This window comes from Streptomyces sp. CY-1 (assembly GCF_047218265.1).
GTDB lineage: Bacteria > Actinomycetota > Actinomycetes > Streptomycetales > Streptomycetaceae > Streptomyces > Streptomyces niphimycinicus.
The window spans coordinates 8,521,716-8,538,896 of record NZ_CP178393.1 but is presented as its reverse complement, the minus strand read 5'-3'; the positions used below and the strand labels follow the sequence as shown (position 1 = coordinate 8,538,896).

Below are 17,181 nucleotides of genomic sequence, written 5' to 3'. Positions count from 1 at the left end.
CGCCGGTGCGACGGCGCGCCAAGGGACCCACCGCCGACCGGGGCGGTTGCCCAGACTCGAAGAAGCCGGGGCGGCCAGGGCCCCGGCGAGTCGCCGGGACGGACCACCGCGGCGTAGCCCCGTGCGGGAGAGTTCCCTCGCGAGGGACGCAGCGGCGGCGCCGGTGACCGGGGCATCTGCCGGAGTGCCGCGTCGGCTCGGCGTGGTGGCGCCATTCGCGGTCGCGAGCGGCGCACGGTGGCCTGCCTCGGGGCCGCGGCCCGAAGCGGGGGCCGGGCGTCTGGTCGCCGCCCAGGCGATCGCCGTGCCCACCGCCAAGGCGCCGAGGGGGGCCGCTGAGGAGCCGCCGGTGGCCTCTCGGCGGGAGACCGTGGTCACCGCGAGGGTGTGGGCGCCCAGGAGGGCGGCCGGGGCGAGGGCGGGGCGCAGGGTGGCGGGGGCGGAGGCGGTGGCGCCGAGGAGGAGGTCCAGGGCGCGGGCGGCGGCCATGGCGGACGGGCCCGCGGGGGTGTTCTTCAGCCCCAGGTCGTACGCCCACACCGTGCCCGCCAGGGCCGTCGCCGTGGTGAGGGCCGGGCGGCCCGCGGCGGCGGCGCAGAGCAGTCCGGCGGCGGTCAGCCCGGTCGCGGCGGTCAGCGCGGCGCCCGGGGCGATACGGCCCGACGGCAGCGGGCGGCCGGGGCGTTCCACGGCGTCGATGTCCCGGTCCGCCCAGTCGTTGAGCGCCATGCCCGCCTCGTACAGGCACAGCGACGCGCAGACCGCGAGCGCCGTGCCCCGGTTGGGGCCGCGGTGGGCCGCGGCCGCGCCCGCCAGGGCGTCACCGGGCACGGTGAACAGGGCCGAGACCCGGAGCAGTTCGGCCCAGTCGCCCCAGTTCCCCCAGCCCCCGCGCTTCCCCGCCGCCCGCGTCATGAGCGGCCCCGCAGCCGTCCGGCGAGGCCGGCCAGCGCCGCGTACTGGTCGGCGAGGGCGGCCGGGCCGCCGTCCGGGTCCTTGAAGTAGAAGCCGAGTTCGGGGAGCGGCCCGGCGAGGCCGACCTCGTGGGCGCGGGCGGTCAGCCGGGCCAGGTCGAGGACGAGCGGTGCGGCGAGGGCCGAGTCGCAGCCCTGCCAGATGGTCTGAAGCACCATCCGGGAGCCGAGGAAGCCCTCGAAGGCGACGTGGTCCCAGGCGGTCTTCCAGTCGCCTAGCGCGGGCACGTTGTCGATGTGCAGCTCTCCGTCGGGGAGTTCGCCGAGGGTATCGGTCAGGACCCGCGCCTTCCCGGCGTTCTTGGCCGCCGCGGCGCCCGGGTCGGCGAGGGCGGCGCCGTCGCCGCCGCCGAGGAGGTTCGTACCGGACCAGCTCCGTACGGCCAGCGCCCGCTGGGCGAACATCGGCGCGAGGACGGACCGCAGCAGCGTCTGCCCGGTCTTGCCGTCGCGCCCCGCGTACGGCAGTCCGGAGCGCTCGGCGCGCTCGCGCAACCGGGGGTGGTGGAGCCCGGTGGACGGAGTGAAGTTGACGTACGGGCAACCGGCGCGCAGCGCGGCGGCGGCGTAGAGGGAGCTGGGCGGCAGGGTCCCGGTGTCCTCCGAGGCCGCTTCGGTGGAGGCGACGTTGACGACGACGGCGCGGGCCAGCCCGTGCGTATGGAGGAAGTCGGTGAGGTCGGCCGCGAAGGCCGCGATCAGCTCCTCCTCACCGCGGCCGTCGCCGGGCTGCGGCCCGCCGGGGCGGACGGCCGCGTCGGCGGCGGCGAGTTCGGCGCGTACGGCAGCGGGCAGCCCATGCGGCAGCACCCCGTCGGCGGCCAGCGCCTCGGCCCGCTTGGGCAGCGGGGTCGTGGCGGTGTCATGGCCTCCGAAGACGAGGTCGGCGAGTGCGGGAAGGCCGCTGTCCGCGAACGGCGCGGTCTCGGTGACCATTCCGGTCGCCGGCTGCAACCCCGCGGCGACGGCGGCACAGCCCGCCACGGCGGTGGTGGCGACGGAGCCGCGAGCGCCGATGAGCCAGACCCCCGTACGGGGTGCGTCGCGCGGTGGGGTGATGTCGTCGGGGCGGGTGCTCACTGCTGCCTCCCGGGGGCTGGGCGTGGGTTGCGCAGGTGGTTCGGGGCGCCGCGGATCCGCGTGGGCGGCGCCGGTCCGGTGGTGGCGTAGGGGTGTCGTGGGCGGGCGCGGCCAAGGCCGCCCCGCGCCCGGGAGTCGGGGCCGGGGCGGGGCGGCCGGAGCCGCCGGGTGGGTGACCCGGGGCCGTCAGGGTTCCGGCGCCGGACAGGTGGTTGGGGTGGCGGCGGGAAGGAGGCGGCGTACTCCTGCCCGCCGCCACGCCGCCCCCACGGCTCCCCTCGGGCCGTCGGGACGGCGGACCGGGGGCGGCTAGCCGTCGTGGTGGTGCTGGTGGTGGCCGCCGCCCTTCGCCGGCAGGTCCTTGATCCGGATGTCGCGGAAGGCGACCTCGTCCCCCTCCCCGTGGTTCTGGATGCCGACGTAGCCCTGCCGCAGGCTGCGCGCCGGGTCCTGGTTGGTGAAGTCGTTGATCTTCACGCCGTTGAGCCAGATCCGCAGCCGCTCGCCCTGCACCCGGATCTCGTAGGTGTTCCACTCCCCCGGCGGGTTCAGCGCCGCGTCCCGCTTGGCCAGGTCCGCGGACTGGAAGCCGTAGACCGAGCCGGTGGTGTGATCGGGGGTGTCGGTGGCGTCGATCTGCACCTCGTAGCCGTTGTTGACCGCCGACCAGGGGTCGTCGGAGGCCGGGAAGCCGACGAAGACACCGGAGTTGTCGTCGCCCGCCATCTTCCAGTCCAGCTTGAGCGAGTACCCGTGCAGCTCGCGCGCCTGGTACCAGAGCATGCCCATGCCGCCGGTGGAGGTGAGGGTCCCGGACGCGGTGTCGAGGGTGAAGCCGCCGGGGCCCGCCTGCTTCCAGCCGTCCGTCGAGGTGCCGTCGAAGAGCGGGCGGTAGCCCTGCTCGGGGCGGCAGTCGGCGTGGGCGGCGCCGGTGGCGTAGCGGATGCCGCCGAGCAGGTGCTGCCGGAAGGCGGGGTCGGCGTAGGACTCCTTGGTGTGGCCGAAGCCGGTGTAGAAGGCGCGCCCGCCCCGGTACTCCTGGCACCACGAGATGGGGTGGTCCTCGCCCATCGCGCCGCCCTGGTACGAGGATTCGTCGAGCGTGGCGAGGACCCGCACCCGTTCCCTCGGGTTGGTGCGGTAGTTGTACCACTCATCCGTCCGCTCCCACGTCGGCGCGAGATGCGCGGTCGCGGGGTTGGCCCGGTCCTCGACGTTCACGGTGGCCTGCTGGATGGCGGGGTGGGACTGGAAGTACGCCCCGGCCAGGCCCTCGTAGAAGGGCCAGTCGTATTCGGTGTCGGCGGCCGCGTGGACGCCGACGTAGCCGCCGCCCGCCCGCACATAGCCCTCGAACGCGGACTGCTGGCCTGCGTCCAGGACGTCGCCGGTCGTGGAGAGGAAGACGACGGCGTCGTAGCGGGCGAGGTTGTCGGGGGTGAAGGCCGCGCCGTCCTCGGTGGCGTCCACGGCGAAGCCGCTTTGCGCGCCGAGTTCCTTGATGGCGGCGACCCCGTCGGGGATCGAGTCATGGCGGAAGCCGGCCGTCTTGGAGAAGACCAGGACCCGGTCGTCGTCGGCGGCGGCCGAGGTGGCGGCCCCGGACGCGGCGGCGGGCAGGGCCGTCAGGGCGAGCAGCAGCGCGGCCCCGACGGCGGCGAGGCGCGCCCCTCGCCGGGAGCGGGTGCCGGAGTCGGGTCCGGAGTCGCGTCTGGAGTGCGAAGAGGTGTGCGGGTGCATATCCGTCGTGCTCCTTCCTCCCGGGCCGGGGGTGGCGGCCGTACGCGGCCGCCACCCCCGGCCCCGGGCGTCAACTCGTCAGCCGGTGCCGATCGTGAAGTCGTCCACGTCGAAGAGCGCTCCCGCGCCGCCCTTGAAGACGAGGGACAGCGTGGTGGTACCGGTCGGGGGTTTCTTCAGCGTCGTCTTGACGTCCTGGAAGGTCTCCCAGTCGCCGGTCACCGGCACGGTGACGGTGCCGAGCAGCCGTCCGGTCGGGGAGCCGCTGTGGATCTCCAGCGTGCCACCGGCGCCCGCCGAGGAGACCCGTGCGGTGAAGTCCTTGGCGTTGCCCAGCACATACGGGGTGAAGGAGATCCAGTCCCCGTTCTCGATGTTGCCGACCGTCCTGCCGCCGTTGGCCGGGGTGTGGTTGATCACCGAGACGCCCTGGCCGTGGTCGTAGTGCTCGGCCTGCCGGTGCTTGGGCTGGACGATGGACTGGTCATGGATGGTCAGCGGCGGCTGGCCGCCCCCGCCGCCGTCGGTGTACTCGGCGTCGAAGACCCCGAAGATGTTGGCGTTGGGGTCGTGCTCCCCGTCCGCGTTGGTCTTGATGGTGCCGGAGCAGCCGTTGGCCGTGGTGACGGGGTGGCCGTGGCTGTCATGGCCGAGGATGTAGGTGACCTTGACCTTGGCGCAGTCGACGGTCCCGTCCTCCGGGTCGGTCACCCTGACCTTGAACGGGACCTCGTCGCCGAAGCTGAAGAGCTGGCCGTCGGCGGGCAGTTGCAGCGTCACCTTGGGCGCGGTGTTGCCCACCGTGAGGTGGACATTGGCGCTGGCGGTGCGACCGGTGGGGTCCTTGACGGTGAGGGTCGCGGTGAAGGTGCCGTTCTTCTTGTAGGTGTGGGTGGGGTTGGTGGCGGCGGACGTCGTGCCGTCGCCGAAGTCCCAGTTGTAGGCGAGGGTGTCGCCGTCGGCGTCCGAGGTGCCCGCCGAGGAGAAGGCGACCTTCATGGGCGCCTTGCCGGAGGTGCGGTCGGCGCTCGCCTCGGCGATGGGCGAGTGGCCGTCGGTGGCGTTCTCGATCCGGTAGAGCGCGGAGTGCTCGTCGCCGTTGAAGTAGCCGAGGCCGTAGTCGAGGACGTACAGCGCGCCGTCCGGGCCGAACGCCGAGTCCATGACCTGGGTGCCGGACCACGGGAAGTCGTTGATCTTCTGTACGGCCCCGTCGGCGCCCTGCTCGATCCGCTTGATCCACTGGCGGCCGAACTCCCCCGCGAAGAAGTTCCCGTTGTACGACTCGGGGAACTTCACCGGGGAGTCGAGCGAGGCGTCATAGCGGTAGACCGGCCCGGCCATCGGCGATTCGGAGCCGGAGCCGAACTCGGGCACGGAGTCGTTGTCGTACGGGATCCAGGCGGGCTGGGCGGGCGGCAGATCGGTGAGCCCGGTGTTGTAGCGCGAGGTGTTCTTGGGCGCGGCGCAGTCGAAGGCCGGGCCGGAGGTGCCGGTGGCGAAGTCGTAGTCGCGGTACGGCTTGTTGTCGGCGATGCAGTACGGCCAGCCGTAGTTGCCGGGCTTGGTCACCCGGGCGAACTCGACGGCGCCGCCGGGGCCGCGCTCGGGGTTGGCGGCACCGGCGTCCGGTCCGTAGTCGCCGACGTAGACCGTGCCGGTCGGCTTGTCGACACTGATCCGGAACGGGTTGCGGAAGCCCATCGCGTAGATCTCGGGCCGGGTCTTCTCGGTGCCGGGCGCGAAGAGGTTGCCGTCCGGGACGGTGTACGAGCCGTCGTCGGCCACCTTGATGCGCAGGACCTTGCCGCGCAGATCGTTGCTGTTGCCCGCGGAGCGCCGGGCGTCGAAGGCGGGGTTGCGGTTGTCCCGCTCGTCGATGGGGGTGAAGCCGTCGGACTCGAAGGGGTTGGTGTCGTCGCCGGTGGACAGGTACAGGTTGCCGTCGGCGTCGAAGTCGATGTCCCCGCCGACGTGGCAGCAGATGCCACGGTTCGCGGGCACGTCGAGGACCTTCTTCTCACTGCCGGTGTTCAGGGTCCCGTCGGCGTTGAGGGTGAAGCGGGAGAGCCGGTTGACGCCGTCGAACTTGGCGAAGTCGGCGGCCGTGCCCTGGGTGGGCGCGTCACCGGCGGGGGTGTCGAGCGGGGGCGCGTAGTAGAGGTAGATGGCGCGGTTGTCGGCGAAGCCGGGGTCGATGCCGACGCCTTGGAGCCCTTCCTCGTCGTGCGAGTAGACGGGCAGCTTGCCGGACACCTTGGTCTCGCCCGTGGCATCGGTCAGCCACAGGGTGCCATCGCGCGAGGTGTGCAGCACGGAGCGGTCGGGGAGCACCGCGAGCGTCATGGGCTCGCCGGTCTCCTCCACGCCCTTGGCGAGGGTGACCTGCTGGAACTGCTCTGCTGCCGGGGCCGGTTGATCCGCGCCCGCCGGCGGAGCGGTGAGGGCGAGCCCCGCGCCGACGAGCAGGGCGCTTGTGACGAGCGCGAGGGGCCCGCGCAGTCGAAGCCTTTTCCTGTGCACGCTGATCCTCCGTGGAAAGAGGGGGGTACGGGCGGGCCGTCAGGCCGCCGTGACTGGCACAGGCGCGCGCCGTCGCGCCGGGATGACCGGTCCGGGGCGAGGGGCCCCTATGTGACCGGTACATCTCAAGGACCGTAGCGGTGTTTGTCCGGTCCGGAAACCCCTTTGACGCAAAGTAGCCCCTGCTTCATCCACGGGCAGGACAAAGCTGGGTGGGGGCGCAAGTGTGCGTCCCCCACCCAGGGGGGTGTGCGGTCCCCCACCCAGGGGCCCTTGGGGCGGTTCCTCGATCGCCGGACGGGCCGGGCTACTTCTCCCCGCCTCCGAAGGCCGCGTCGAACGACGCCGTCGGCGGGTCGAAGTCGAAGTGCTTCAGCCGGGCCAGCGCCTCCGGGGCGCCGGTGAGCCGGTCCATCCCGGCGTCCTCCCATTCGACCGACACCGGACCGTCGTAGCCGATCGAGCGCAGCATCCGGAACACGTCCTCCCACGGCACATCGCCATGGCCCGCCGAGACGAAGTCCCAGCCGCGGCGGGGATCGCCCCAGGGCAGATGGGAGCCGAGGCGTCCGTTGCGGCCGTCCAGCCGCTTCCGGGCCTCCTTGCAGTCGACGTGGTAGATCCGGTCCCGGAAGTCCCACAGGAAGCCGACCGGGTCCAGGTCCTGCCAGACGAAGTGGCTGGGGTCGAAGTTGAGCCCGAAGGCGGGGCGGTGGCCGACCGCCTCCAGGGCCTGGTGGGTGGTCCAGTAGTCGTAGGCGATCTCGCTGGGGTGCACCTCGTGGGCGAAGCGCACGCCCTCGGCGTCGAAGACGTCGAGGATCGGGTTCCAGCGCTCGGCGAAGTCCTGGTAGCCCCGCTCGATCATCCCCGGCACCACCGGCGGGAACATCGCCACCAGATGCCAGATGGAGGAGCCGGTGAAGCCGATGACGGTACGGACCCCGAAGGCGGCCGCCGCGCGGGCGGTGTCGGCCATCTCGGCCGCGGCCCGCTGCCGGACGCCCTCGGCCTCGCCGTCGCCCCAGATCCGGGCGGGCAGGATGGCCTTGTGGCGCTCGTCGATGGGCGAGTCGCACACGGCCTGGCCGACCAGATGGTTGGAGACGGCGAAGCACTTCAGGCCGTACTTCTCCAGCAGGCTGTGGCGCCCGTCCAGATAGCCGGGCTCGCCGAGCGCCCGGTCCACCTCGAAGTGGTCGCCCCAGCAGGCGAGTTCCAGGCCGTCGTAGCCGAAGTCGCGGGCCAGCCGGCAGACCTCCTCAAGGGGAAGGTCGGCCCACTGGCCGGTGAAGAGCGTGAAGGGTCTGGGCATTCCGGCCTCCTGTCTCAGACGGGTACGGGGGTGTAGACACAGTTCTTCTCCGCGCTCTCCTCGACGGCGGCGAGCACCCGCTGCACCTGAAGCCCGTCCTCGAAGGACGGCTCGGGGGCGGTCCCCTCGGCGACCGCGAGCACCATGTCCCGCGCCTGGTGGACGAAGGTGTGCTCGTAGCCGAGGGCGTGGCCCGGCGGCCACCACGCGTCCAGGTAGGGGTGCTCGGGCTCGGTCACCAGGATCCGGCGGAAACCGGAGTCGGCGGCGGGCTCGGTGTGATCGTGGAAGGACAGCTCATTGAGCCGTTCCAGATCGAAGGCGAGCGAGCCGTGATCGCCGTTGAGCTCGATCCTGAGCGAGTTCTTACGGCCTGCGGCGAAGCGGCTGGCCTCGAACGACGCCACCGCACCGGAGCCGAACCGCCCGGTGAACAGCGCCGCGTCATCGACCGTGACCGGTCCGCGGGCCGCCCCGCCCGCCCCGGAGCCGCCGAGCCCCGCCACCGCACCGGCGGGCAGCGGCCGCTCCCGGATGAACGTCTCGGTGAGCGCCGAGACGCCGACCAGCCGCTCCCCGGCCAGATACTGCGCCAGGTCGACGATGTGCGAGCCCAGGTCGCCGAGCGCGCCGGAGCCCGCGTACTCCCGGCGCAGCCGCCACACCAGGGGGAACTCCGGGTCGACGATCCAGTCCTGGAGATAGGTGACCCGTACGTGCCGCAGCAAGCCGAGCCGCCCCCGCTCCACCATCCGGCGGGCGTAGGCGATCGCGGGTGCGCGGCGGTAGTTGAAGCCCACCATCGCCACCTGTCCGCGCTCCCGCGCCCGCCGCGCCGCCTCCACCATGGCCTGCGCCTCGGTCACGGAGTTGGCCAGCGGCTTCTCGCACAGCACATGTTTGCCCGCTTCCAGGGCCGCGATGGCGATCTCGGCATGGCTGTCGCCGGGGGTGCATACGTCGACGAGCTGCACATCGTCCCGGGCGATCATCGACCGCCAGTCGGTCTCGGCCGCGGCCCAGCCGTGCCGGTCCGCGGCCGCCCGTACGGCGTCCGCGTCGCGTCCGCAGATGGCGGACATCACCGGGCGCGCGGGCAGGTCGAAGACACGGCCGACGGTACGCCAGCCCTGGGAGTGTGCGGCGCCCATGAAGGCGTAACCGACCATGCCGACGCCGAGCGTCTTCGCTTCAGGACTTTCCATGGGACTCCTTCTGACGATCGCAAACCGACGCGAGGTGGGGGGTCTGGCCCTGAATCGGGCTAGCTGAATCCCGTGGGGAGGTATTCGTCCACGTTGTCCTTGGTGACGACGGCGGAGTAGAGCGTGAGGGAGGCCGGGATCTCCAGCTCCGCGAGGCCGCCGACACCCTTGCCCTGGCCGAGCGCGCGGGCGAGGTCGATGGCGGAGGCGGCCATGGTCGGCGGGTAGAGCACGGTGGCCTTCAGCACGGTGTTGCCGGCCTTGATGGCGTCCATGGCGTGCTTGGCGCCCGCGCCGCCGACCATGAGGAAGTCATCGCGCCCGGCCTGCTTGATGGCACGCTCGGCGCCGACCCCCTGGTCGTCGTCGTGGTTCCACAGGGCGTCGAAGTCGGAGTGGGCCTGGAGCAGTTGGGCCATCTTCGACTGGCCCGACTCGACGGTGAACTCCGCGGCCTGGCGGCCGACCTTCTTGATGTTCGGGTAGTTCTTCAGGGCGTCGTTGAAGCCCGCGGTGCGCTGCCGGGTCAGCTCCAGGTTGTCGATCCCCGCCAACTCGATGACCTTGGCGTTCTTCTTGCCCTTGAGCTGCTCGCCGATGTACTGCCCGGCGTTGAAGCCCATGCCGTAGTTGTCCCCGCCGATCCAGCAGCGGTACGCCTGCGGGGAGGCGAAGACGCGGTCGAGGTTGACCACCGGGATGCCCGCCCGCATCGCCTTGAGCCCGACCTGGGTCAGCGCCTTGCCGTCGGCGGGCAGGATGACCAGGACGTCGACCTTCTTGTTGATGAGGGTCTCGATCTGCCCGATCTGCTGGGCGGTGTCGTTGGAGCCCTCGGTGATCTCCAGCGTGACGTCCTTGTACTCCTTGGCGCGCCGCTTGGCCTGCTCGTTGATGGCGTTGAGCCAGCCGTGGTCGGCCTGGGGCCCGGCGAAGCCGATGGTGACCGCCTTACCGGGCTTGTCATTGGCGGTGTTCGCGGCCTGCTTGCTGTTCTCGTCGCTGTCGTTGTTCTCGTTGCTGGTGCACCCGGCGGCGAACAGCGCGCCCGCCGCGGCGGTGCCCAGGAGCAGATTTCTGCGGCTGGTCGGGGAGGAGCTCGTGGGGTACCTCATGGCGTCGAACGACCCTTCTGTACCAGGACGGCGGCGACGATGATCGCGCCCTTGGCGATCTGCTGGACATCGCTCTGAAGGTTGTTCAGGGCGAACAGATTGGTGATGGTGGTGAAGACGAGGACGCCGAGGACGGAGCCGGTGATGGTGCCGCGGCCGCCGCTGAGCAGCGTGCCGCCGATGATCGCGGCGGCGATGGCGTCGAGTTCGTACAGGTTGCCGTTGGTGTTCTGGCCGGAGCCGGTGAGGACGACCAGCATGAAGGCGGCGACACCGCAGCACAGCCCGGAGAGCAGATACAGCATCAGCCGCTGCCGTTTGACGTCGATGCCCGCGAGCCGGGCCGCCTCCGCGTTGCCGCCGATGGCGACGGTGCGCCGGCCGAACGTCGTGCGGTTGAGCACCAGCCAGCCGAGGACGGTGACGGCGGCGAAGATGATCACCAGCGGCGGTATGCCGAGGACGTAGGAGTCCGGGAGCCCGAGGTCCAGGACCGGGTTGACGGTGACGACCTGGGTCCTGCCGTCGCTGATCTGTAGGGCGAGCCCGCGGGCGGAGGCGAGCATCGCGAGGGTGGCGATGAACGGGACCATCCCGCCGTACGCGATGAGCACCCCGTTGACCAGTCCGCAGCCGAGCCCCACCAGGACCGCGCAGAGCAGGATGCCGCCGAGTCCGTAGTCCTGGGTGGCGATCGTGGTGGCCCACACCGAGGCGAGGGCGACCATCGCGCCGACCGACAGATCGATGCCTCCGCTGGTGATGACGAAGGTCATGCCGACGGTGACGACGCCGATGACGGACGCCTGGGTGAGCACGAGCTGGAGGTTGTCGGTGCTGAGGAACTCGTCGGGCTTGGTGAAGCCGCCGACGATGACCAGCACCGCCAGCACCCCGACGAGGGAGAGGTTGCGCAGGTCGGCCAGGCGCCGCAGCCTGCTCAGCGGATCGGTGCCGGTGCGGCCGGCCGGCGGTTTGCCGACCGGACCGGCCGTCAGCGTGGCGCCCGCGCCCGGTACCGGTGCGGGGTCGGCCGGGGGGCTGGACACCGGCCTGCTCCCGGGTGAGTTCACGACGGGCTCCCTTCCATGACGAGATCGAGGACGCGGTGCTCGTCCAGCTCCCGCGCGGGCGCCGTATGGACGACGTGGCCCTCGCGGAGCACCAGCACCCGGTCGGCGAGGCCCAGGACTTCGGGCAGTTCGCTGGAGACGAGCAGGACGGCCATGCCGTCGTCGGCGAGTCGGCGGATCACGGCGTACAGCTCGGCGCGGGCGCCGACGTCCACCCCGCGCGTCGGCTCGTCCAGCAGCAGCACCCGGCAGCCGCGCAGCAGCCAGCGGGCCAGTACGGCCTTTTGCTGATTGCCGCCGGACAGGGTGCGCACCGGCCGTTCCGGGTCGTCGGGATGCAGCGAGAGGTCGCGTACGCACTGGCGGGCCGCCGCCCGCTCCGCGCCGCGGTCCACCCATCCGGCGCGGGAGAAGCGGGGCAGCGAGGAGACCGAGACATTGCGGGTGACGGACTCCAGCATCAGCAGCGCCTGGGCCTTGCGCTCCTCGGGAGCGAGCCCGAGCCCGGCGCGCACGGCGGCGGACACGCTGCCGGGACGCAGCGCGCGGCCGTCCACCAGGACCCGGCCCGAGGTGGGGCGGCGGGCACCGTAGACGGTCTCCAGGATCTCGGACCGCCCGGAGCCGACGAGTCCGGCGAGCCCGACGATCTCACCGGGCGCCACTTCGAGGTCGATCGGCTCGAACTCCCCCGTCCGGCCGAGGTTTTCCAGCCGTAGTACGGGCGTGGCGGTGGCGAGCGGAGGGGCCGTGGTGCGGCGCGGGAACGCGTACTCCACGTCCCGGCCCGTCATCAGGGCCACGACCTCGCGGGTCGGGGTGGTGCGGGCGTCCAGCCCGCGGGCCGCGGCGCGGCCGTCCTTGAGCACGGTGACGCGGTCACCGATCCGGCGGATCTCCTCCAGCCGGTGCGAGATGTACACGACGGCGACCCCGGCGGCGGTCAGATCGCCGACGATGCGGAAGAGGTTGTCCACCTCGTCGGGGTCGAGGGCCGCGGACGGCTCGTCCATCACGATCAACTGGACGTCGTGGGAGAGCGCGCGGGCCATCGAGACGATCTGCTGTCCGGCCGCGGACAGCTCCCCGACCAGCCGCCCCGGGTCGATCTCGGGGTGGCCGAGCCGGGTCAGGAGCGCGGCGGTGGCGGTGCGGGCCGCACGGGAGCGGACGAAACCGGCGGTGGCCATCTCATGGCCGAGGAAGACGTTCTCGGCGACGGACAGCCCCTCCACCAGGTCGAGTTCCTGGTAGATGGTGGCGATCCCCAGGCGCATGGCGGCGATGGGCGACTTGAGGGTGACCGGTGTGCCCCGCCAGAGGATCTCGCCGCTGTCGGGCTGATGCGCCCCGGCGATCACCTTGATCAGGGTGGACTTGCCCGCGCCGTTCTGGCCGAGCAGACAGTGCACCTCGCCCGCTTCGACATCGAGGTCGACGCCGTCCAGGGCCCGTACGCCGGGGAAGGACTTGGTGATCGCGGACATGGTGAGGAGCGGGCGCGGGTCGGGTGGTGCCGGTGCCATGGCTGGCCTCCTCGGCGGGTTCGCTCGATGCGGTGCGGGTCGCTGGGCGTGCCGGAGCCGCTGCGGGGGCGCGGCGGGGCTGGGGCTGGGTGGTGCGGCTCGGTGGTGCCGGTGGTGCGGCTCGGTGGTGCCGGTGGTGCGGCTCGGTGGTGCCGGTCGTGCGGCTCGGTGGTGCCGGTCGTGCGGCTCGTCCTCGGCGTGGCGTACGTCGAGGGGCGGTGCGGATGCCGTGCTGCTGCGCTGTGCCGAGGTGCGGACCGGCCGTGGCCGGGCGGGATCGGGCCGTCAGGCCGTCACCCCGGGCGGGATCGGGCCGTCAAGCCATCAGGCCGTCAAGCCATCAGGCCGTCAGGCCGTCAGGCCGTCAGGCCGTCAGGCCGGGGAGAAGAGGTGGTCGCTGATCAGGCGGGCCGCGCCGGTGACCCCGGCGGCCGGGCCGAGTTCGCCCAGCACGATGGGGAGGTTGCCGGTGGCCAGGGGCAGGGACTGGCGGTAGACCTGGGTCCGTATGGCGGCGAGCAGCGTATGGCCGAGCCCGGTGACACCGCCGCCGATGACCACCAGACCGGGGTTGAAGAAGCTGACGAGCCCGGCGATGACCTGGCCCGTACGGGTGCCGCCCTCCCTGATGAGGTCGAGGGCGGTCGCGTCGCCCGCCGACGCCGCAGCGGCGACATCCGTGGCGGCGAGGCTGCCCACCTCCTCCAGCCGGGCGGCGAGTTCGGCGGACCGGCCGTCGCGGGCCGCCGCCTCGGCGTCGCGGGCCAGCGCCGCACCGCCGAAGTACGCCTCCAGGCAGCCGTGGTTGCCGCAGGCGCAGGGGCGGCCGTCGGGTTCGGCCTGGATATGGCCGATGTCGCCCGCGCTGCCCGTCGTACCGCGATACACCTCACCGCCGACGACGATCCCGCAGCCGATACCGGTGCCGATCTTGACGCAGAGGAAGTCCTTGACGGAGCGGGCGACTCCGGCGTGCTGCTCCCCCATCGCCATGAGGTTCACATCGTTGTCGACCATCACCGGGCAGCCCAGCTCCTGGCTGAGTGCCTCCCGTACGGGGAAGCCGTCCCACCCCGGCATGATCGGCGGTGCCACCGGCACGCCCTCGGGGAACCGCACGGGGCCGGGCACTCCTATGCCCGCCCCGTCGAACCCCTCGGCCACCCCGGAGGCCCGGAGCTTCGCGGCCATGTCCAGCACCTGCTCGAAGACCGCGACGGGTCCCTCGCGCACATCCATGGGCTGGTTGAGGTGGCCGAGAATCTCCAGTTCGGCATTGGTCACGGCGACGTCCACGGAGGTGGCGCCGATGTCGACGCCGAGCAGTCGCAGCCCGGGCGCGAGCCGGATGTTGTGCGAGCGCCGGCCGCCACGCGAGGCCGCGAGCCCGTCCGCGGCCACCAGCCCGGTCTCCAGCAGCCGGTCGATCTCCACGGCGAGCTTCGAACGCGAGAGATCGATCTGATCACCTAGCTGAGCACGGGAGTTGGGGCCGCCGTCGCGCAGCAGACGGAGCAGTCGTGCCTGATGCGCGTTGGCCGGTCGTGCCGTCATGCGCCTCACGCTGCCCCTCCCGCCGTCATCGGCATCCATGTCACCGGGCTTTCACGGGGAACGTAGCAGCGGTTGTCGGGGGTGGGAAGAACTTGCGCCGCAATTGGCTACGACTTTCTCCTGTCGCAGGACAAAGCGGAGTTGATTTCGGGACAGCACGGAGAGGCAGCGGCTCGGGAGGGCGGGACCGGCGAAAGGGTTCGGCCATTGCGACCACTACGATCGGCGGTCATGGAGATAGCGGCGGCGTACATCCTGCTCATGGTCCTCGTCATGCAATATCCGCTGCTGGAGTCGAGGATCAAGAAGATCCAGCGCAGGGCGGACCGTATCGAGCACAAGCTGGACCTGATCCTCGACCACCTGGGCATCGAGGTGGTCGGGCCCGACCTGCGGCGGGTGACGGCCCTGTTGCGGGAGGGCAAGAAGTTCGAGGCCATCAAGGTCTATCGGCAGCTCACCGAAGCCGACTTGAAGGAGGCCAAGGAAGCGGTCGAGCGCATCGACGCCACTCGGGCATGACGCGACCCGGCGACGGCCGGTGCGGCGGAGGGGTCAGGGCCGCTCGCGGTCGTGGTACGTGACGCGGGTGTGTTCGGTGTGAGCGCGCATGACGGCCGTGGCGCCGTGTTCATCTCCGGCGGTGATGGCCGCGATCAGCTCGCGGTGCTCGATCCAGGACTGCTTGCCGCGCTGCCGGGCGACCGGGGTGTAGTACCAGCGGACCCTGCGGCCCACCTGGGCGGCCAGCTCGGACAGGACCGCGTTTCCGGCCAACTCCATCACCTTGGCGTGGAATTCGGCGTTCGCCGCGACCGCGCCGTCCACATCGTCGTCCAGCACCGCGCGCTCGCCCTTCGCGCACAGCTCCTCAAGCGCGGCGATCCCGGCCGCGTCGGCACCCGCGGCGGCCAGCCGGGCGGCCTCGGCCTCCAGGAGCGTGCGCACCGTAAGGAGCTGATCGGCCTCCTCCTCGGTGGGCTCGTGGACGAACGCGCCCTGTGCGGGCCGCAGGTCGACCCAGCCCTCGGTGTTCAGCCGCTGGAGGGCCTCGCGCACCGGCTGGCGGGAGACCCCGAGCTGCCCGGCCAGTTCGCTCTCCACGAGGTGCTGGCCGGGGCGGAGGGCGCGGGTGGTGATGAGCTCGAGCAGCGCCTCGTAGACGCGCTCGCGGAGTGGACCGGGCCGCTCCAGCTTCGGTACCGCGCCGTGCGGCAGTCCCCTGGACAGCATCGCGCCCCCTCTGGCTCGCCGTTCACCGGATACCCGGATTGGTTATTGTCTACAGTTTACCCATCCCGTCCACGCGGCCGACATATCCAAGGCGCTTCTACGTCTGGTCATTGACTCGTTGAATCCTTAAAGTCCGGGCACATGCTCTCCAATGATCGACTCGGCCCGCTACACCGCTCGCGCACCCTGGCCCCACCGGGCTGGAGCCGCTGGCTGGTGCCGCCGGCCGCCCTATCCGTCCATCTCTCCATCGGCCAGGCGTACGCCTGGAGCGTGTTCAAGCCGCCCCTGGAGTCCTCCATGGACCTCTCGGGCACGGCCAGCGCACTCCCCTTCCAGCTCGGCATCGTGATGCTCGGCCTGTCCGCCGCCTTCGGCGGGACGCTCGTCGAGCGCAACGGCCCGCGCTGGGCGATGTTCGTCTCCCTCGTCTGCTTCTCCTCCGGCTTCCTCGTCGCCTCGCTCGGCGCCGCCACCAGCCAGTACTGGCTGGTCGTCCTCGGCTACGGCTTCATCGGCGGGATCGGTCTGGGCATCGGGTACATCTCCCCCGTCTCCACGCTCATGAAGTGGTTCCCCGACCGGCCCGGCATGGCCACCGGCATCGCCATCATGGGCTTCGGCGGCGGCGCGCTGATCGCCTCGCCCTGGTCGAGCTGGCTGATGGAGCGCTTCGGCACCGACAACGGCGGCATCGCCACCACCTTCCTGGTGCACGGCCTGACCTACGCGGTCTTCATGACCCTCGGCGTGCTGCTGGTACGGGTACCGGCCGACGGCTGGCGGCCGGCCGGCTGGGAGCCGCCGCAGGAGCAGGGGCACCTGGTCAGCACGGCCGACGTCTCCGCGCGCAACGCCCTGCGCACCCCCCAGTTCTGGTGTCTGTGGGTGGTGCTGTGCATGAACGTGACGGCGGGCATCGGCATCCTGGAGAAGGCCGCGCCCATGATCGGCGACTACTTCAAGGACACCGACACCCCCGTGACCGCCACCGCGGCGGCCGGTTTCGTCGCCCTGCTGTCGGCGGCCAACATGGCCGGGCGGCTGGTCTGGTCGTCCACGTCCGACCTCATCGGGCGCAAGAACATGTACCGGATCTATCTGGGCGTGGGCGCGCTGATGTATCTGGCCATCGCGCAGCTCGGGGACTCCTCCAAGCCCCTGTTCGTGGTGTGCGCGCTGGTGATCCTCTCCTTCTACGGGGGCGGCTTCGCGACCGTTCCGGCGTATCTGAAGGACCTGTTCGGCACCTATCAGGTGGGCGCGATCCACGGTCGGCTGCTCACCGCGTGGTCGGTGGCCGGGGTCCTCGGCCCGTACATCGTCAACAAGGTGGCCGACCACCAGGAGGAGGCGGGGAAGACCGGCCCCGGGCTGTACTCGCTCTCCCTCACCATCATGATCGCGCTGCTGATCGTCGGCTTCGTCGCCAACGAACTGGTACGGCCGGTCCATCCGCGATTCCACGAACCGGCCACCGCGACGGCCGACGCCGCCGAGTCGGCGCCCGCCGAGAAGGGTGCGGACCGATGACCGAACCCACCAGCAACCGCACCGCGCTGACCGTGGCCGTCTGGGCCTGGGTGGCGCTGCCCTTCGCGTACGGGGTCTACGAGCTGATCCGCAAGGCCACCCAGCTCTTCACGGGCTGAGCCCGCCTTACCGGCTTCACCGGCCGAGCTCGCTTCCCCCCGTGGGCTCTCTTCACCGGCCGACGTCCCAGCACCGGCGGACGGGAGGGGGGTTGAGGTGTCGTTCGACTCCTTGACCCCTTCCCGAGGCATACTGTATTCAATATCCTGTCGACGATACCCGGACGCTCGGTTCCCTCACGTCGCACCGC

13 protein-coding genes and 1 pseudogene are annotated in these 17,181 nt (G+C 71.7%); 3 read left to right on the top strand and 11 right to left on the bottom strand.

Annotation, left to right across the window (positions count from 1 at the left end; all coding sequences use genetic code 11):
* Nucleotides 1-174 precede the first annotated feature (174 nt).
* From ACK1X7_RS36745 to ACK1X7_RS36700, 10 genes and pseudogenes are all read right to left on the bottom strand, one after another.
* Nucleotides 175-993: pseudogene (locus ACK1X7_RS36745) on the bottom strand (SCO3242 family prenyltransferase); the annotation flags it as partial.
* The gene (locus ACK1X7_RS36740) at nucleotides 912-2,054 is read right to left on the bottom strand and encodes an inositol-3-phosphate synthase (RefSeq protein ID WP_385158509.1); all 1,143 of its coding nucleotides are present in this window, start codon (nucleotides 2,052-2,054) and stop codon (nucleotides 912-914) included. The gene ACK1X7_RS36740 and the pseudogene ACK1X7_RS36745, both read right to left, overlap by 82 nt.
* 309 nt (nucleotides 2,055-2,363) lie before the next feature.
* Entirely contained in the window at nucleotides 2,364-3,794 is a 1,431-nt protein-coding gene (locus ACK1X7_RS36735) for a ThuA domain-containing protein (protein ID WP_390795205.1), read from the bottom strand.
* Between the two features lie 78 nt (nucleotides 3,795-3,872).
* Entirely contained in the window at nucleotides 3,873-6,317 is a 2,445-nt protein-coding gene (locus ACK1X7_RS36730; RefSeq protein ID WP_413116184.1) for a carbohydrate-binding protein, read from the bottom strand.
* Between the two features lie 307 nt (nucleotides 6,318-6,624).
* Nucleotides 6,625-7,632 (bottom strand): sugar phosphate isomerase/epimerase family protein, encoded by a 1,008-nt coding sequence (locus ACK1X7_RS36725; protein WP_216345725.1) that lies wholly within the window; start codon nucleotides 7,630-7,632, stop codon nucleotides 6,625-6,627.
* 14 nt (nucleotides 7,633-7,646) lie between these two features.
* The gene (locus ACK1X7_RS36720) at nucleotides 7,647-8,837 is read right to left on the bottom strand and encodes a Gfo/Idh/MocA family protein (protein WP_385145355.1); all 1,191 of its coding nucleotides are present in this window, start codon (nucleotides 8,835-8,837) and stop codon (nucleotides 7,647-7,649) included.
* Nucleotides 8,838-8,896: 59 nt separating this feature from the next.
* Nucleotides 8,897-9,952, bottom strand: a complete 1,056-nt coding sequence (locus ACK1X7_RS36715; protein WP_385145353.1) for a substrate-binding domain-containing protein — start codon at nucleotides 9,950-9,952, stop codon at nucleotides 8,897-8,899.
* Nucleotides 9,949-11,001 carry an ABC transporter permease gene (locus tag ACK1X7_RS36710; protein WP_413116183.1) on the bottom strand — a complete coding sequence of 351 codons (1,053 nt, stop codon included), beginning with the start codon at nucleotides 10,999-11,001 and terminating at the stop codon, nucleotides 9,949-9,951. The genes ACK1X7_RS36715 and ACK1X7_RS36710 overlap by 4 nt, the downstream gene beginning before the upstream one ends.
* Nucleotides 11,002-11,021: 20 nt before the next feature.
* A complete protein-coding gene (locus ACK1X7_RS36705; RefSeq protein ID WP_385145351.1) occupies nucleotides 11,022-12,551 on the bottom strand; it encodes a sugar ABC transporter ATP-binding protein in 1,530 nt (509 codons plus the stop codon).
* Between the two features lie 372 nt (nucleotides 12,552-12,923).
* A complete protein-coding gene (locus tag ACK1X7_RS36700) occupies nucleotides 12,924-14,105 on the bottom strand; it encodes an ROK family transcriptional regulator (RefSeq protein ID WP_043235769.1) in 1,182 nt (393 codons plus the stop codon).
* A gap of 231 nt (nucleotides 14,106-14,336) precedes the next feature.
* Between ACK1X7_RS36700 and ACK1X7_RS36695 the strand changes: the two genes are divergently transcribed.
* On the top strand, nucleotides 14,337-14,627 hold the full coding sequence (locus tag ACK1X7_RS36695) for a hypothetical protein (RefSeq protein ID WP_385145349.1): 291 nt from the start codon (nucleotides 14,337-14,339) through the stop codon (nucleotides 14,625-14,627).
* 33 nt (nucleotides 14,628-14,660) lie between these two features.
* Here the strand turns inward: ACK1X7_RS36695 and ACK1X7_RS36690 are convergent, their stop codons facing one another.
* Nucleotides 14,661-15,338: a GntR family transcriptional regulator gene (locus ACK1X7_RS36690; RefSeq protein ID WP_385145347.1), complete on the bottom strand. Its 678-nt coding sequence runs from the start codon at nucleotides 15,336-15,338 to the stop codon at nucleotides 14,661-14,663.
* A gap of 141 nt (nucleotides 15,339-15,479) precedes the next feature.
* Between ACK1X7_RS36690 and ACK1X7_RS36685 the strand changes: the two genes are divergently transcribed.
* Together ACK1X7_RS36685 and ACK1X7_RS36680 are read left to right on the top strand one after the other, a co-directional pair.
* Nucleotides 15,480-16,871 (top strand): L-lactate MFS transporter, encoded by a 1,392-nt coding sequence (locus ACK1X7_RS36685; protein ID WP_385145345.1) that lies wholly within the window; start codon nucleotides 15,480-15,482, stop codon nucleotides 16,869-16,871.
* Entirely contained in the window at nucleotides 16,868-16,990 is a 123-nt protein-coding gene (locus ACK1X7_RS36680) for an MFS transporter small subunit (RefSeq protein ID WP_385145343.1), read from the top strand. The genes ACK1X7_RS36685 and ACK1X7_RS36680 overlap by 4 nt, the downstream gene beginning before the upstream one ends.
* Nucleotides 16,991-17,181: the final 191 nt, after the last annotated feature.

Excerpts from the sequence above, each read along its gene's own strand:
- ACK1X7_RS36685 (WP_385145345.1), top strand. The coding sequence starts at position 15,480 with ATGCTCTCCAATGATCGACTCGGCCCGCTACACCGCTCGCGCACCCTG.
- ACK1X7_RS36705 (WP_385145351.1), bottom strand. The coding sequence starts at position 12,551 with ATGGCACCGGCACCACCCGACCCGCGCCCGCTCCTCACCATGTCCGCG.
- ACK1X7_RS36695 (WP_385145349.1), top strand. The coding sequence starts at position 14,337 with ATGGAGATAGCGGCGGCGTACATCCTGCTCATGGTCCTCGTCATGCAA.
- ACK1X7_RS36690 (WP_385145347.1), bottom strand. The coding sequence starts at position 15,338 with ATGCTGTCCAGGGGACTGCCGCACGGCGCGGTACCGAAGCTGGAGCGG.
- ACK1X7_RS36700 (WP_043235769.1), bottom strand. The coding sequence starts at position 14,105 with ATGACGGCACGACCGGCCAACGCGCATCAGGCACGACTGCTCCGTCTG.
- ACK1X7_RS36715 (WP_385145353.1), bottom strand. The coding sequence starts at position 9,952 with ATGAGGTACCCCACGAGCTCCTCCCCGACCAGCCGCAGAAATCTGCTC.
- ACK1X7_RS36680 (WP_385145343.1), top strand. The coding sequence starts at position 16,868 with ATGACCGAACCCACCAGCAACCGCACCGCGCTGACCGTGGCCGTCTGG.
- ACK1X7_RS36720 (WP_385145355.1), bottom strand. The coding sequence starts at position 8,837 with ATGGAAAGTCCTGAAGCGAAGACGCTCGGCGTCGGCATGGTCGGTTAC.
- ACK1X7_RS36725 (WP_216345725.1), bottom strand. The coding sequence starts at position 7,632 with ATGCCCAGACCCTTCACGCTCTTCACCGGCCAGTGGGCCGACCTTCCC.
- ACK1X7_RS36735 (WP_390795205.1), bottom strand. The coding sequence starts at position 3,794 with ATGCACCCGCACACCTCTTCGCACTCCAGACGCGACTCCGGACCCGAC.